Below are 16,000 nucleotides of genomic sequence, written 5' to 3'. Positions count from 1 at the left end.
CCATGCTCAATACGCTGCGCAAGATCGTCCAGGAAGTTAACTCCGCCAAGGATCTCAAGGCGGCGTTGGGGATTATTGTGTTGCGCGTCAAAGAGGCCATGGGCAGCCAGGTCTGCTCGGTCTACCTGCTTGATCCGGAAACCAATCGCTTCGTCCTGATGGCCACCGAGGGCTTGAACAAGCGCTCGATCGGCAAGGTCAGCATGGCCCCCAACGAGGGTCTGGTCGGTCTGGTCGGCACGCGTGAAGAACCCCTGAACCTGGAAAACGCGTCGGTTCACCCGCGCTATCGCTATTTCGCCGAAACCGGTGAAGAGCGTTACGCCTCGTTCCTCGGTGCACCGATCATCCACCACCGCCGCGTCGTCGGCGTGTTGGTCATCCAGCAGAAAGAACGCCGCCAGTTCGACGAAGGTGAAGAAGCCTTCCTCGTGACCATGAGCGCGCAGCTCGCCGGCGTGATCGCCCACGCCGAGGCCACCGGTTCGATCCGTGGTCTGGGCCGGCAGGGCAAGGGCATTCAGGAAGCCAAGTTCGTCGGCGTGCCGGGTTCGCCGGGTGCTGCCGTCGGTACCGCCGTGGTCATGCTGCCGCCGGCGGACCTGGACGTGGTGCCGGACAAGACCATCACCGACATCAACGCTGAGCTGGCGCTGTTCAAGACTGCCATCGAAGGCGTGCGCGCCGACATGCGCGCCTTGTCCGCCAAACTCGCGACCCAGTTGCGCCCGGAAGAGCGCGCGTTGTTCGACGTCTACCTGATGATGCTCGACGATGCCTCGCTGGGCAGCGAAATCACCACGGTGATCAAGACGGGGCAGTGGGCTCAGGGCGCCCTGCGTCAGGTGGTCACTGAGCACGTCAACCGTTTCGAACTGATGGACGACGCCTACCTGCGCGAGCGCGCCTCGGACGTCAAAGACCTTGGCCGCCGTCTGCTCGCCTATCTGCAGGAAGAGCGTCAGCAGAATCTGGTCTACCCGGAAAAAACCATTCTGGTCAGCGAAGAGCTGACGCCGGCGATGCTCGGCGAGGTGCCGGAAGGCACGCTGGTCGGTCTGGTCTCGGTACTCGGTTCCGGTAACTCTCACGTCGCGATTCTGGCCCGGGCCATGGGCATTCCGACGGTGATGGGCCTGGTCGACCTGCCGTACGCCAAGGTCGACGGCATCGAAATGATCGTCGACGGCACCCGTGGCGAGGTCTACACCAACCCGAGCGAAGTACTGCGCAAGCAGTTCGCCGAAGTCGTCGAAGAAGAGAAACAGCTGGCGCTGGGCCTCGACACCCTGCGCGACCTGCCGTGCGTGACCCTCGATGGCCACCGCATGCCACTGTGGGTCAATACCGGCCTGCTCGCCGATGTGGCGCGGGCGCAGAAGCGTGGCGCCGAAGGGGTCGGCCTGTACCGCACCGAAGTGCCGTTCATGATCAACCAGCGCTTCCCGAGCGAGAAGGAACAGCTGGCGATCTACCGCGAACAGCTCGCCGCGTTCCACCCGCAACCGGTGACCATGCGCAGCCTCGACATCGGCGGTGACAAATCGCTGTCGTACTTCCCGATCAAGGAAGACAACCCGTTCCTCGGCTGGCGCGGTATCCGCGTCACCCTCGACCACCCGGAAATCTTCCTCGTGCAGACCCGCGCGATGCTCAAGGCCAGCGAAGGCCTGAACAACCTGCGGATTCTGCTGCCGATGATCTCCGGCACCCACGAACTCGAGGAAGCCCTGCACCTGATCCATCGCGCTTGGGGCGAAGTGCGCGACGAAGGCACCGACGTGCCGATGCCGCCGATCGGCGTGATGATCGAAATCCCGGCAGCGGTGTACCAGACCAAGGAACTGGCGCGGATGGTCGACTTCCTCTCCGTCGGCTCCAACGACCTGACCCAGTATCTGCTGGCGGTAGACCGCAACAACCCGCGCGTCGCCGACCTCTACGACTATCTGCACCCGGCGGTGCTGCAAGCCCTGCAAACCGTCGTCACTGACGCCCATGCCGAAGGCAAACCAGTGAGTATCTGCGGCGAGATGGCTGGTGATCCGGCGGCGGCGGTGCTGTTGATGGCGATGGGTTTCGACAGCCTGTCGATGAACGCCACCAACCTGCCGAAGGTGAAGTGGATGTTGCGTCAGGTGAACCTGAGCAAGGCGCAGGAGATGCTGGCGGAACTGATGAAGATCGATAACCCGCAGGTTATCCACAGCTCGCTGCAACTGGCGCTGAAGAATCTCGGGTTGGCCAAGATGAATTCGCCGGTGGTGACCAAGGCTCTCTAAAGATCAAAAGCCCCTCACCCTAGCCCTCCCGAAACGTCGGACCGCCCAGAGGGAGAGGGGACTTTGGGGGATGCTGCAGAACTCCGTCGACCTGTAAGTGCTTTGCTGAATCCATAATCGACTCGATCTTTCAGGTCGATGTATACCGCAAGACACCTCGGTCGGCCCCTTCTCCCAGAGGGAGAGGGGACTGATTGGGGGATGCTGCAGAACTCCGTTGACCTGTAAGTGCTTTGCTGAATCCATAATCGACTCGATCTTTCAGGTCGATGTATACCGCAAGACACTTCGGTCGGCCCCCTCTCCCTCCGGGAGAGGGCTGGGGTGAGGGGCTGCTGTTAGACACAAACCTCAACTTCCCCGAGATGCCCGCCATACGGCCCAAAACTGCGCTCTACCATCCGCCGCGTGCCGTCCGCTTGTACGATCAACGCTGTACTCGCTCGGGTCCCATAGCTCTGGCTGGCAATAAACACGCTCGACAACAACGACTCCGTCGCCATGCCTACCCCGGTATCCGGCAACTCCGCCTCGGGTGCGGTCTGCGCATCGCTCAGCAAGGCCAGCAATCGCTCAGGCTGCGGATCGTCCAGCACCGCGCTCAACGCCGCCCTGGCCTTGAGCAGTTTCGGCCAAGGCGTATCCAGCCCCGCGTTGGATAAACCATAAACCCCGGGCTGCAACATCACCGGCTCTGACGCCCGCGCATTGAAGTGCCACAACTCATGGGCATTGCCCAGCAGCAGATTGAACCCGGCATATTCGGCGGCACGAGCCACCACATCGCTCAAATAATCATCAATCGACAGATCACTAGCAAGAAACCGCGCCACCAGCTCGCCCCGGGATTTGGTCGCCGGTGGCTGCTGTGGATCGCGAATATTGGTCAGCGCGGCGAAGCGTCCGTTGGCGCCGATCCCCAACCAGGTGCCGCCGGCTTCAAGATCGCGCCCGGCGTGCACATGCGGAGCTTCCGCCCACGGCGCCAATGGCAGGCTGGGGCGGGCGTAGAACTCGTCGCGGTTGGCCGCGACGATCAGCGGCTGGGCATGGTCCGGGCGCCAGGCGAAAACAATCAGGCACATAAGGTGGTCCTTGCGTGTTTTTTGCCCACTCTACGCATCCGGCGTCCGTGCATCCATCGCCAGTGGAGCAGAAGGCTGCGCATCCGTTAACATGCCGCTCCTGTTTTGCCGATGCGTGCTGGAGACGGTCATGGAATTTCTGCTCTACCTGGCGCTCGGCGCCTGTGCGGGCGTGCTCGCCGGGCTGTTTGGCGTCGGCGGCGGGATCATCATCGTCCCGGTGCTGGTGTTCAGCTTCACTTTGCAGGGCTTCGATCAGTCGATTCTTACGCACTTGGCGGTAGGGACTTCGCTGGCGACGATCATCTTCACCTCGGTCAACGCCGTGCGTGAACATCACCGTCGCGGCGCGGTGCGCTGGGCGATTTTTCGCTGGATGACCGTGGGTATCCTGCTCGGTGCCGGTTTCGGGGCGCTGACCGCAGAAGCCATCTCCGGGCCGAACCTGCAAAAGATCATCGGCGTGTTCGCTCTGGTGATCGCCGTGCAACTGGCGCTGGACGTCAAACCCAAGGCCAGCCGAACGGTGCCGGGCAAACTCGGTCTGACTGCCGCCGGTACGGTGATTGGCTGGGCCTCGGCGATTTTCGGCATTGGTGGCGGCTCGCTGACCGTGCCGTTTCTGACCTGGCGCAGCGTGCCGATGCAGCAGGCGGTGGCGACCTCGTCGGCCTGTGGCCTGCCGATCGCTCTGGCCAGTGCAGCAAGTTTCATGATTCTGGGGTGGCACGATCCGTTGTTGCCGGCCCATAGTCTCGGTTTTGTGTATTTGCCGGCATTGTTGGGCATCGCCCTGACCAGCATGGTCTTCGCCCGGCTCGGCGCGCGTCTGGCACACAGGTTGTCGCCGCGCTTGCTGAAAAGGCTGTTCGCCGCTTTGCTGTTCTGCGTGGGTCTGAGCTTTCTGCTCTGACCGCGTGGCAATCCTGGCTTAATCCTGAGGTGGCAGCGTCGCCCGGGAATTTCGCTTTCAACTCTAACAAGGAGTCGCAATGCTGCCTTACCCGCAGATCGACCCGGTGGCCCTGGCCATCGGTCCGCTGAAAATCCACTGGTACGGTCTGATGTACCTGATCGGCATCGGCGGCGCGTGGCTGTTGGCGTCGCGCCGGCTCAACCGCTTCGACCCGACCTGGACCAAGGAGAAACTCTCCGATCTGGTGTTCTGGCTATCGATGGGCGTGATCGTCGGCGGCCGTCTGGGTTACGTGCTGTTCTATGATCTGAGCGCGTACCTGGCCAACCCGACGCTGATTTTCGAAGTATGGAAGGGCGGCATGTCGTTCCACGGCGGATTCATCGGCGTGATGCTCGCGGCCTTGTGGTTCGGCAAGCGCAATGGCAAGTCGTTCTTCCAGCTGATGGACTTCGTCGCGCCGATGGTGCCGATCGGCCTGGGCGCCGGGCGCATCGGCAACTTCATCAACGCCGAGTTGTGGGGCAAGGCCACCGACGTGCCATGGGCGATGGTGTTCCCGCCGTTCAGCGATCCGGCGCAGTTGCCGCGTCACCCGTCGCAGCTGTACCAGTTCGCCCTCGAAGGCGTGGCGCTGTTCCTGATCCTGTGGATCTTCTCGCGTAAACCGCGTCCGACCATGGCGGTCTCCGGCATGTTCGCGCTGTTCTACGGCATCTTCCGTTTCATCGTCGAGTTTGTCCGCGTGCCTGATGCGCAGTTGGGCTATCTGGCGTGGAACTGGCTGACCATGGGTCAGGTGCTCTGCGTGCCGATGATTGTCGGCGGGCTGTTGCTGATCTGGCTGGCCTATCGTCGCGCCCCGGCAGCACCGCTCGCGCCGACGGCTTAAACTACGAACCCCGGCGCGCGACGCCGGGGCTCCAAGGACACAGGTAACTCATGAAGCAATATCTCGAACTGGTCTCGCACGTCATTCAGAACGGCACCAAACAGGCCAACCGCACCGGCATCAACACCATCAGTTTTCCGGGAGCGATGCTGCGTTTCGATCTGCAGGAAGGTTTCCCGGCGATCACCACGCGCAAAATGGCTTTCAAATCGGCCATCGGCGAGATGTGCGGCTTTCTGCGTGGCGTGAACAACGCCGCTGAATTCCGCGCACTGGGCTGCAAGGTCTGGGACCAGAATGCCAACGAAAACGCGCAATGGCTGGCCAACCCGTTCCGTCAGGGCGACGACGACCTCGGTGAAATCTACGGCGTGCAATGGCGCAAATGGCCGGCGTACAAGCAGATCCCGCTGAGCAACACCGCCGCCATTGAACAAACCCTGGCCAACGGCTACAAGCAGATCGCTCAGGGCGAAGAAGACGGCCAGGCCTACGTCGTGCTGTACAAGGCGATCGATCAGGTGCGCCAGTGCGTCGACACGATCATCAAGGATCCGGGCAGCCGGCGCATTCTGTTCCACGGCTGGAACTGCGCCCAGCTCGATGAAATGGCCCTGCCGCCATGCCATCTGCTGTACCAGTTCCATCCGAACGTCGAGACCAAAGAGATTTCTCTGACGCTCTACATCCGTTCCAACGATCTGGGCCTGGGTACGCCGTTCAACCTCACCGAGGGCGCCGCGTTGCTGAGCCTGATCGGGCGCCTGACCGGCTACACGCCGCGCTGGTTCACCTATTTCATCGGCGATGCGCACGTCTACGAGAACCACCTGGACATGCTCAACGAACAGCTCCAGCGCGAGCCGTTTGCCATGCCGAAACTGAAGATCTCCGACCGCGTGCCGGAGTTTGCCAAGACCGGTGTATATCAGCCGGAGTGGCTGGAATTGGTCGAGCCGAGCGACTTCTCGCTGGAAGGCTATGAGCACCATCCGCCGATGACCGCGCCGATGGCGGTCTAAACCACACCGCAATATCCCTGTGGGAGCGAGCCTGCTCGCGAAGAGGGCGTGTCAGTCACAGATGTGTCGACTGATACACCGCTTTCGCGAGCAGGCTCGCTCCCACATTTGGTTGTGTGTTGGGCTCAATGGCCGTGGCTACGGCCGACGTGGGAATGTTCAACTTCGGTCGCGACAACCCCGCCACTCACCTCCAGCCGCTGCAAGATCCCGCATTGATCCGCCTCCGGCCCTTCGCCACAGCGTTGGCGCAGGTCGAGCAGTTGTGTCTGCAACGCCAATAACCCATCAATTCGCGCCTTCACATGCTGAATATGTTCGTCGATCAGCGCATTGACGCTCTCGCACTGATCCTGCGGGCTGTCGCGCAGGGCGAGGAGGCTGCGGATTTCTTCGAGGGTCATGTCGAGGGTGCGGCAGTTGCGGATGAAGGTCAGGCGTTCGGCGTGGGCTTGGGTGTAGACGCGATAGTTACCGTCGCTGCGCGCCGGTTCCGGCAGGAGGTTTTCGCGCTCGTAGTAGCGGATGGTTTCCACCGCACAGTCGGTGAGTTTCGCCAGTTCGCCGATCTTCATGACGGCCATCTCCAAAAGGGTGCTTGACCCTATAGTGGCTACAGGGTCTTTACTTGGCAACAGGCACCTTCATGGACGCGACCAATGAGCGATTCCCTGCACACCCACAAGCCCGGCGACGGACACGATCACAGTCATAAATTGCAGCCCGTGCATAAACATGCGCATGGCGGCGATGCCTGCTGCTCGTCAAAAGCCGCCGCACCTGCGCGGGTGCAATTGAGCGAAAAGACCAGCGCCGACGCGCGCCTGAGCAGCTTCCGCATCGAGGCGATGGACTGCCCGACCGAGCAGACGCTGATCCAGAACAAACTCGGCAAACTGGCCGGCGTGCAGCAGCTGGAATTCAACCTGATCAACCGCGTGCTTGGAGTGACCCATAATCTGCCGGGCACCGAGCCGATTACCGACGCGATCAAATCCCTCGGCATGCACGCCGAGCCACTCGAGGCGGGTGTCGACGCGCCGGCCCCGGCTGCGGTGAAAAAACACTGGTGGCCACTGACGCTGTCCGGCCTGACCGCGCTGGGCGCCGAAGTCATTCATTTCACCAGCGCCGCACCGGATTGGGTGGTGGCGATTGTTGCGCTGGTGTCGATCCTCAGCGGCGGCCTCGGCACCTATAAAAAGGGCTGGATCGCCCTGAAGAACCGCAACCTCAACATCAATGCGCTGATGAGCATTGCGGTGACTGGCGCGATCCTCATCGGCCAGTGGCCGGAAGCGGCGATGGTGATGTTCCTCTTCACCGTCGCCGAGTTGATCGAAGCACGCTCGCTGGACCGAGCGCGCAACGCAATCAGCGGCTTGATGCAGATGACGCCGGAGCAGGCGACGGTCTTGCAGGCTGACGGCAACTGGCGCGAACAAGAGGTGAAAAGCGTCGATCTCGGCGCGCGCGTGCGGGTAAAACCCGGCGAGCGCATCGCCCTGGACGGCGCGGTGGTCAGCGGCAGCTCGACCATCGACCAGGCGCCGATAACCGGTGAAAGCCTGCCGGTGGAAAAAACTGTCGGCGATAAAGTCTTCGCTGGCACCATCAACCAGGCCGGTTCGCTGGAATATACGGTGACCGCTGCGGCGAACAATTCGACCCTAGCGCGGATCATTCACGCCGTCGAACAGGCCCAGGGCGCACGGGCGCCGACCCAGCGTTTCGTTGACCAATTCTCGAAAATCTACACCCCGGCGGTGTTCGTCTTCGCCTTGGCCGTGGCGATCATCCCGCCGTTGTTCATGGGCGCGGCGTGGTTCGACTGGATCTACCGCGCGCTGGTGTTGCTGGTGGTTGCCTGCCCGTGCGCACTGGTGATTTCCACCCCGGTGACCATCGTCAGTGGCCTCGCGGCGGCGGCGCGCAAGGGCATTCTGGTCAAGGGCGGCGTGTATCTGGAAGGCGGCTTCAAGCTCGATTATCTGGCGCTGGACAAGACCGGCACGATCACCCACGGCAAACCGGTGCAGACCGATTACCTGTCGCTCGATCCGACAGCCGATGCCAGCGCGCCGGCCATCGCTGCCGCGCTGGCCGGGCGCTCCGATCACCCGGTGTCGCTGGCGATTGCCAATGCTGCTGTGGATAAAAACTTCGCCGCGCTGACTGTGGGTAACTTCGCCGCGTTGGGCGGGCGGGGCGTCAAAGGTGACATCAACGGCCAGACTTATCACTTGGGCAACCATCGTCTGGTCGAAGAACTTGGCCTGTGCTCACCGCAGCTGGAAGAGAAGCTGTTCGCGCTGGAAAAGCAGGGCAAATCCGTGGTGCTGCTGCTCGACAGCGCAGGACCCTTGGCACTGTTCGCCGTGGCCGACACGGTCAAGGAAACCAGCCGCGAAGCGATTCGTCAGTTGCATGAACTCGGGGTGAAAACCCTGATGCTGACCGGCGATAACGTCCACACCGCGCAAGCGATTGCCGCCCAGGTCGGGATCGACGAGGCGCGCGGCGATTTGCTGCCGACCGACAAGCTGCAAGCCATTGAAGATCTGTACAAGCAGGGCCACCGGGTCGGCATGGTCGGCGACGGCATCAACGATGCCCCGGCATTGGCCCGTGCCGAGATCGGTTTCGCCATGGCCGCCGCCGGCACCGACACGGCGATCGAAACCGCCGATGTCGCCCTGATGGACGACGATCTGCGCAAGATCCCTGCGTTCATCAGCCTGTCGCGCAACACCGCGAGCATCCTCAAACAGAACATCGCACTGGCGCTGGTGATCAAGGCGATCTTTCTTGCGGTAACCTTCGCCGGGCTCGCCACCATGTGGATGGCGGTGTTTGCCGATATGGGTGTGAGCCTGCTGGTGGTGTTCAACGGTTTGCGCCTGCTGCGCAAATAGATGAGGAAAGAGTGTGCTGAGTGCCGAGCTGAAAGCGTTTTACATGGTCGCCCGCCTGGGCAGCATCACGCTGGCGGCGAAAAAGCTCGGCCTCAGCCAACCGACCGTGACCACGCAGATCCGCAATCTGGAGAGTCAGTATTCGGTGGAGTTGTTCTACCGTGGCGGGCGCCGTTTAAGCGTCAGTGACGAAGGCGCGCGGCTGCTGCCGATGGTCAAGACCCTGTTGCAGCAAGAGGCGGACATCGAGTTTTTCCTGCGCAATAGCGGGCAAGTGCAGGGCACGCTGCGTATTGCCGCGACGGCGCCGTATTACATCCTCGATCTGGTGAAGACCTTCCGCGAGCGTTTGCCGCAGGTGGAAGTGTCGGTGGAAATCGGCAACTCGCAGCAGGTGCTGGAAGCGCTGGAGGATTACCGCGTGGATGTCGCGGCCTCGTCGCAGTTGCTCGACGATGCGCGGCTGATTCGCCGGGTACTCGGCACCGATCCGCTGGTGCTGGCGGTGCATCGCAATCATCCGTTGGCGGCGCAGGAACATGTGACGCTGAACGCGCTGGCCGGGCATACGTTGTTGATGCGCGAGCCGGGTTCGACTACTCGGCGCTTGACCGAAGAGTTGCTGGCCAGCGCCGGGGTCAGCTTCGGGCCGTTGCTGGAGATCGGCAGCCGCGAGTCGATTCGTGAGGCGGTGCTGCGCAATATCGGCATCAGCATCATTGCGCGGCAGGAGGTGCCGCATGATCCGCAACTGAGGGTGCTGACCATCGAGAATGCGCCGCAGATTCCGGAGTATCTGTATTGCCTGAAGGAAAGAAAGGGCGCGCGGTTGCCCGCGGCGTTTCTTGGCCTGGCCCAAGAGATGTCTCCTGCGTAATGATCGTTCCCACGCTCCGCGTGGGAATGCAGCCCGGGACGCTCTGCGTCCCAAAAGCCGAACGCGGAGCGTCCGATGAGGCATTCCCACGCAGAGCGTGGGAACGATCTGCAGTGAACCAAAATCCTCGAATACCACTATCAGCGGTTTTTGCCTCGCTGCCACATGACGGACGCATTACAACTCTAGGATTGGCCTCATCCGTTTGCTGAGGTCCGTCCATGAATCCTGCCATCGCAACTGCCCTGACCAACCCCGGCGCGCCGATGAAAGTGCGCGGCGTGCACAAGCGTTTCGGTGCGTTCACTGCGCTGGACAACGTCTCCCTCGATGTCGCCGCCGGCGAACTGGTGTGCCTGCTCGGCCCGTCGGGCTGTGGCAAGACCACGCTGCTGCGCTGCATTGCCGGGCTGGAGCAGCAGGACAGCGGCGAGTTGTATCTGGGCGATCGCGATGTCTCGCATCTTGCCCCGCAAGCGCGGGATTACGGGATTCTGTTCCAGTCCTACGCGTTGTTTCCCAATCTGACGGTCGAGGCGAACATTGCCTACGGCCTCGCCGGCAGCGGGCGCGATGAAGTGCGCCGGCGTGTCGGTCAGATGCTGGAACTGGTCGGCCTCAGCGGCAGTGAGAAAAAGTATCCAGGCCAATTGTCCGGCGGTCAGCAACAGCGAGTAGCGCTCGCTCGCGCATTGGCGCCGGCGCCGTCGCTGCTGTTGCTCGACGAACCGATGTCGGCCCTCGACGCGCGGGTGCGCGAGCATCTGTGCACCGAGCTGCGTCAGCTGCAACGCAACCTCGGCATCACCACGCTGATGGTCACGCACAATCAGGACGAAGCGATGCTGATGGCCGATCGCATCGCGGTGATGAACAACGGCCGCGTCGAGCAGTACACCACGCCGCAGGAAATCTACAACCGCCCGGCCACGCCGTTCGTGGCCGAGTTTGTCGGCCAGGGCAACTGGCTGCCGTTTCAGCGCAGCAGCGACAGTCACGCCCGGGTCGGTGGGATGAATCTGCGCCTGGCCGAGGGCAGCGTACACGGCGCTTCGGGTCGACTGTTCTGCCGCCCGGAGGCGATCAACGTCAACCCGCTGGTGCACGAAGAGAACCTGTTCCCGGCCAGGGTTCGCGAAATCACTTTTCTCGGCAACCGCTGCCGGATGAGCTTCGAACTCGATCAACTGCCAGGCCATGCGCTGCTCGCCGAGCTCGCGCCAGAAGCCATGCCGCGCCTCGGCGCCCAGCAGATCATGGTCGCCTTGCCGCCGCGCAGTTTGCAGGTGTTCGCCTGATGAACAGCAACCTCGCGCTGCCGCTACCGCACAAGCAGGTGCGACAGTCCTCGAAAGCCGAGATCGGCGATCGCCTGTTCGTGCTCGGCGGCAAAATCCTCCTGCTGGTGTTGCTCGGCCTCGCGGTGCTGCTGCCGTTGCTGGCGATCTTCTGGCGCGGTTTCAGCAATGACGCCGGGCAGGGCGGTGGCTGGCTCGCGGCGAAGGAGTTGGTGACCAGTGCCAATTTCCATTGGCTGCTCGGCAACAGCCTGAAAGTGTCCCTCAGCGTGGCGGCCATTGTCGTACCGCTGGCCTACCTGTTTGCCTACGCGCTGCAACGCACGCTGATTCCGGGCAAAGGCATCTGGCGCGGGATCTCGCTGCTGCCGCTGATGGCGCCGTCGATGCTGCCGGGAATTGCGCTGGTCTATCTGTTCGGCAACCAGGGCATGCTGCGTGGGCTGCTCTCGGACAATATCTATGGCTTCTGGGGCATTGTGCTGGGCGAGGTGATCTACACCTTCCCCCATGCGCTGATGATTTTGCTCTCGGCATTGTCGCTGGCCGATGCACGTCTGTTCGATGCCGCATCGAGCATGGGCGCCAGTCCGGCCAAGGCGTTTCGCAGCATCACCTGGCCGGCGACCCGCCAGGCGGTGTTCGCTGCGTTCTGTCTGGTGTTCACCCTGACCATCACCGATTTCGGTGTGCCGGTGGTGGTCGGTGGCGACTATCAAGTGTTGGCGCTGGAAGCCTACAAAGCCGTGGTCGGCCAGCAGCAATTCGGTCGCGGCGCGTTGATCGGCATGGTGCTGTTGCTGCCGGCGCTGTTCAGTTTCGGTGTCGATGCGTGGTTGCGTCGCCGCCATGGCGACTCCATGAGCGGGCGCGCGCAGGTGTTCAAACCGCTGCCGTCGAAAATGCGCGACGGCTGCTATCTGGCGATCGTTTTGCTGATTTGCGCCGCGCTGCTGCTGGTGTTCGGCATGGCGGTGTTCTCGTCGCTGGTGAAGTTCTGGCCGTACAACCTGTCGCTGTCGCTCAACCACTATCAGTTCAACGAGACCGCCGGCGGTGGCTGGCTCGCCTACAGCAACAGTCTGAAAATGGCGCTGGGCACCGCGCTGATTGGCAGCGTGCTGATTTTCACTGGCGCCTATCTGATGGAGAAAACCCGCACCCAGCGCGGCTTGAACCTGGCTTTGCGCATGCTCAGCTTCGTGCCGATGGCGGTGCCGGGGCTGGTGCTGGGCCTGGGTTACGTTTTCTTCTTCAACCTCAGCGGCAATCCGCTGCACGTGCTGTACGGGACGATGACGCTGCTGATCGTCTGCACCATTGCGCACTACCTGACCACCGCACAAATGACCGCGACCACCGCGCTGCGCCAGCTCGACGCCGAGTTTGAAGCGGCGGCGCTGTCGCTGAAGGCGCCGCTGTACCGGCATTACCTGCGCGTGACCGTGCCGATCTGCCTGCCGGCGTTGCTGGACATCGTGCGCTACCTATTCGTCTCGGCAATGACCACGGTTTCCGCCGCGATCTTCCTCTACAGCCCCGACACCATCCTTGCGGCGGTGGCGGTACTGAACATGGACGACGCCGGCAACGTCGGCGGTGCGGCGGCGATGTCGACCCTGATTCTGTTCACTTCGGCCGGCGTGTCGCTGCTGCTGGCGTGGGCTTCGCGCGGCCTGTTGCGCCGTTCCCAGGCCTGGCGGCAAACCGCGCCAGGTCACTGATTGCAAACCCGATCAACTCATCTACAGGAAAACGCTCATGTTCAAGCCTATGGCCCTGGCCGCTGCTGTGCTCGCGACTTTCAGCCTGAATGCCTTCGCGGCAAAAACCGAGTTGACGGTGTACACCGCACTCGAAGCCGAACAGCTGAAGTCCTACAAGGACGCTTTCGAAAAGGCCAACCCGGACGTCGAGATCAAATGGGTGCGCGATTCCACCGGGATCATCACCGCCAAACTGCTCGCCGAAAAGGCTCGTCCGCAGGCTGACGCGGTGTGGGGCCTGGCCGCGTCGAGCCTGGCGATTCTCGACCAGCAAGGCATGCTGCAAAGCTATGCACCGAAGGATCTCGGCAAGATCGGCGCGAACTACCGCGACGCCGCCAACCCGCCAGCCTGGGTCGGCATGGACGTCTGGGCCGCGACCATTTGCTTCAACACTGTCGAAGCCGAGAAGCAGGGGCTGAGCAAACCGGTCAGTTGGCAGGATCTGACCAAGCCTGAGTACAAGGGCAAGATCGTCATGCCCAACCCGGCGTCGTCCGGCACTGGTTTCCTCGACGTCAGCGCCTGGCTGCAAACCTTCGGCGAGAAGCAGGGCTGGGCGTATATGGACGGCCTGCACCAGAACATCGGCCAGTACGTCCACTCCGGTTCCAAGCCTTGCAAGCTGGCGGCGGCGGGGGAGTTTCCGATCGGGATTTCCTTTGAATATCCAGCCGTACAGTTGAAACGCCAGGGCGCGCCGCTGGATATCATCCTGCCGAAGGAAGGTCTGGGCTGGGAGATCGAAGCGACGGCGGTGATCAAAGGCACACCGCATGAAGAAGCGGCGAAGAAACTCGCCGATTTCTCCGCCAGCGCCGAGGCGATGGATCTGTACAAGGAAAACTTCGCAGTGCTCGCGCAGCCGGGTATCGCCAAGCCGCAGACCGAATTGCCGGCCGACTATGAGCAGCGTCTGATCAAGAACGACTTTGCCTGGGCCTCGAAGAATCGCGACGAGATCCTGGCCGAATGGCGCAAGCGGTATGACGGCAAGTCCGAGAAAGTTGTCGCCAAGTAAGATCTTTATCGACTGACAAGGCCCCTTCGCGAGCAGGCTCGCTCCCACAGTTGCAATGCTGTCCCCTGTGGGAGCGAGCCTGCTCGCGAAAGCGGTTTCTCATTCAGAGCACCTCTACATGACACAACCCAAAGACCTGCTCATCATCGGCGCCGGCATCCTCGGTCTGTCCCACGCCTATGCCGCCGCCAAACGCGGCCTGAAAGTCGCGGTATTCGAACGCACCGCCACGCCCCTCGGCGCTTCGGTGCGCAACTTCGGCCAGGCGCTGGTCACCGGTCAGCCGCCCGGCATCATGCTCGAACTGGCCAAGGCCAGCCGCGATATCTGGGGCGACTGGGCGCAACTTGCCGGCCTGCAGGTCAAGCGCAACGGCTCATACCTGTTCGCCCGCAGCGAGGCCGAAGAACACCTGCTCGAAGCCTTTTGCGCCGGCCGCGCGATCGAGCACGGCTACAACGTCGAGCTGCTGCGCGGCGCGGCGTTGCGTGATCTGTATGGCGGCCAGTTCAGCCATCACCGCGCCGCGCTGCACGGTATCGATGATCAGCAGTTGTACTCGCGCGAAGCGATTCCCGCGCTGATCGACTACTTGCGCCGTGACCTCGGTGTCGAGTTTCACTTTTCCACGCTGGTGCGCGACGTCGAACCGGGGCGTCTGCACAGCACCGCCGGCAGTTTTACCGGCAAGCAGATCATCGTCTGCTCCGGCCACGATTATCAGACCCTGCTGGCCGAGCCGATTGCTGCGCTCAATCCGCAGATCTGTCGTTTGCAAATGCTGCGGGCCAGACCAAGCATCGAGTTGAACCTGCAACACGCCGTGCTCACCGGCCTGAGCTGCGTGCACTACGGCGCCTTCGCCGATTTGCCGCAAGCCGCAGCGGTGCAGGCGCAGATCATCCGTGAGCAACCGCACCTGCACGCCAACGGCATTCACCTGCTGATCAGCCCGACGCCGTATGGCGAACTGATCATTGGCGATTCGCATCATTACGGCAGCGATGCGTCACCGTTCAACGCCGAACAGGTCGACAATTGGATGCTCGAACTTGCCGAGCAGACGCTGGGCTGCCAGGTGCAAGTGGTCGAACGCTGGCAGGGCGTCTATGGTTCTCGGGGGCCAGGGCCGTTTTCTTTCCTGCGCCCGGCACCGGGCCTGAGCGTGGCGCTGATGCACACCGGCGTCGGCATGAGCGTCGGCCCGGCGCTGGCCGAACGCAACATCGCGCAGTTACTGGAGGAGGCATGAATCACGAACAGGTGATCGCCCGGGTGTTCGGCCTGTATGAACGCTTCGGCGCCAGCGATTACATCGGCGAACCGGTGTCGCAACTCGAGCACATGTCCCAGGCCGCAGAACTGGCCATGGCTGAAGGCTGTGACGATGAAGTGGTGCTGGCGGCGTTTTTTCATGACATCGGCCATTTGTGTGCCGAGGGCGCGGAAAACATGGGCGGTTATGGCGTGGTCAGCCATGAACGGCTCGGTGCGGATTATCTGCGTGAGGCAGGTTTCAGTGAACGGCTGGCGCGACTGGTGGAATATCACGTTCAGGCCAAACGCTATCTGACGTTACGCGAGCCGGGTTATTACGCGCGGTTGAGTGAGGCGAGTCGGCGCACCCTGGAATATCAGGGCGGGGTGATGAGCGAGGCTGAGGCGGATGCGTTCGAGGCTGATCCGTTGTGTGCGCTGAGTTTGCGCATGCGGCGCTGGGATGAGTTGGCGAAGGAGGTTGCAGTGCCGCTGGTGAATCTGAGTGTGTTAAAGCGCAAGGCTGAGAAATTGTTGTCGGCTGAGTGATTGCAGTCCTCACCCCAGCCTCTCCCGGAGGGAGAGGGCGCTGATCTCCATGCTTTTCAAACCTGAGTTCGACTGGATATCTCAGGTCGGTGTATGACCCAAGAGCAACACAGTCGGCCC

General features: G+C 62.3%; 13 protein-coding genes. 11 read left to right on the top strand and 2 right to left on the bottom strand.

The genetic code is table 11. The features are described 5' to 3' along the window. Positions 1–2 precede the first annotated feature (2 nt). Positions 3–2,282 carry a phosphoenolpyruvate--protein phosphotransferase gene (gene ptsP / locus ACYSTU_RS05400; protein WP_024014698.1) on the top strand — a complete coding sequence of 760 codons (2,280 nt, stop codon included), beginning with the start codon at positions 3–5 and terminating at the stop codon, positions 2,280–2,282. A gap of 338 nt (positions 2,283–2,620) precedes the next feature. On the opposite strand, the gene ACYSTU_RS05395 is transcribed toward ptsP, so the two are convergent. Then, a complete protein-coding gene (locus tag ACYSTU_RS05395) occupies positions 2,621–3,367 on the bottom strand; it encodes an NRDE family protein (RefSeq protein WP_217878976.1) in 747 nt (248 codons plus the stop codon). Positions 3,368–3,497: 130 nt separating this feature from the next. On the opposite strand from ACYSTU_RS05395, the gene ACYSTU_RS05390 reads away from it, so the two are divergent. The 3 genes from ACYSTU_RS05390 to ACYSTU_RS05380 all read left to right on the top strand — a co-directional run bounded on the left by ACYSTU_RS05390 (position 3,498) and on the right by ACYSTU_RS05380 (position 6,197). Continuing rightward, the gene (locus tag ACYSTU_RS05390) at positions 3,498–4,280 is read left to right on the top strand and encodes a sulfite exporter TauE/SafE family protein (RefSeq protein ID WP_016772682.1); all 783 of its coding nucleotides are present in this window, start codon (positions 3,498–3,500) and stop codon (positions 4,278–4,280) included. Positions 4,281–4,359: 79 nt separating this feature from the next. Next, positions 4,360–5,175 carry a prolipoprotein diacylglyceryl transferase gene (lgt, locus tag ACYSTU_RS05385; protein ID WP_016772683.1) on the top strand — a complete coding sequence of 272 codons (816 nt, stop codon included), beginning with the start codon at positions 4,360–4,362 and terminating at the stop codon, positions 5,173–5,175. Positions 5,176–5,225: 50 nt separating this feature from the next. Further along, positions 5,226–6,197 carry a thymidylate synthase gene (locus tag ACYSTU_RS05380; RefSeq protein ID WP_498996630.1) on the top strand — a complete coding sequence of 324 codons (972 nt, stop codon included), beginning with the start codon at positions 5,226–5,228 and terminating at the stop codon, positions 6,195–6,197. A gap of 125 nt (positions 6,198–6,322) precedes the next feature. Here the strand turns inward: ACYSTU_RS05380 and cadR are convergent, their stop codons facing one another. Next, complete coding sequence (gene cadR, locus ACYSTU_RS05375; RefSeq protein WP_016772685.1) at positions 6,323–6,772, bottom strand: Cd(II)/Pb(II)-responsive transcriptional regulator; 450 nt, start codon at positions 6,770–6,772, stop codon at positions 6,323–6,325. An 84-nt stretch (positions 6,773–6,856) separates the two neighbouring features. Here cadR and ACYSTU_RS05370 point away from each other — a divergent pair, with 84 nt between their 5' ends. The 7 genes from ACYSTU_RS05370 to ACYSTU_RS05340 all read left to right on the top strand — a co-directional run bounded on the left by ACYSTU_RS05370 (position 6,857) and on the right by ACYSTU_RS05340 (position 15,880). Beyond that, a complete protein-coding gene (locus ACYSTU_RS05370; protein ID WP_498996628.1) occupies positions 6,857–9,112 on the top strand; it encodes a heavy metal translocating P-type ATPase in 2,256 nt (751 codons plus the stop codon). A gap of 13 nt (positions 9,113–9,125) precedes the next feature. After that, on the top strand, positions 9,126–9,989 hold the full coding sequence (locus tag ACYSTU_RS05365; RefSeq protein ID WP_038861192.1) for a LysR family transcriptional regulator: 864 nt from the start codon (positions 9,126–9,128) through the stop codon (positions 9,987–9,989). 221 nt (positions 9,990–10,210) lie between these two features. Next, the gene (locus tag ACYSTU_RS05360; RefSeq protein ID WP_498996625.1) at positions 10,211–11,287 is read left to right on the top strand and encodes a putative 2-aminoethylphosphonate ABC transporter ATP-binding protein; all 1,077 of its coding nucleotides are present in this window, start codon (positions 10,211–10,213) and stop codon (positions 11,285–11,287) included. Further along, on the top strand, positions 11,287–13,011 hold the full coding sequence (locus ACYSTU_RS05355; protein ID WP_498996623.1) for a putative 2-aminoethylphosphonate ABC transporter permease subunit: 1,725 nt from the start codon (positions 11,287–11,289) through the stop codon (positions 13,009–13,011). Before ACYSTU_RS05360 ends, ACYSTU_RS05355 begins: the two co-directional genes overlap by 1 nt. Positions 13,012–13,048: 37 nt before the next feature. Continuing rightward, positions 13,049–14,074: a putative 2-aminoethylphosphonate ABC transporter substrate-binding protein gene (locus ACYSTU_RS05350; RefSeq protein WP_130900350.1), complete on the top strand. Its 1,026-nt coding sequence runs from the start codon at positions 13,049–13,051 to the stop codon at positions 14,072–14,074. A gap of 118 nt (positions 14,075–14,192) precedes the next feature. Beyond that, positions 14,193–15,326, top strand: a complete 1,134-nt coding sequence (locus ACYSTU_RS05345) for a TIGR03364 family FAD-dependent oxidoreductase (RefSeq protein ID WP_136493131.1) — start codon at positions 14,193–14,195, stop codon at positions 15,324–15,326. Then, on the top strand, positions 15,323–15,880 hold the full coding sequence (locus ACYSTU_RS05340) for a phosphonate degradation HD-domain oxygenase (RefSeq protein WP_136493130.1): 558 nt from the start codon (positions 15,323–15,325) through the stop codon (positions 15,878–15,880). The genes ACYSTU_RS05345 and ACYSTU_RS05340 overlap by 4 nt, the downstream gene beginning before the upstream one ends. The last annotated feature ends 120 nt before the right edge of the window (positions 15,881–16,000 follow it).

It is taken from the genome of Pseudomonas glycinis (assembly GCF_054871425.1).
Note: the sequence above shows the minus strand (reverse complement) of the source record. Positions and strands in the feature narration are given on the sequence as shown.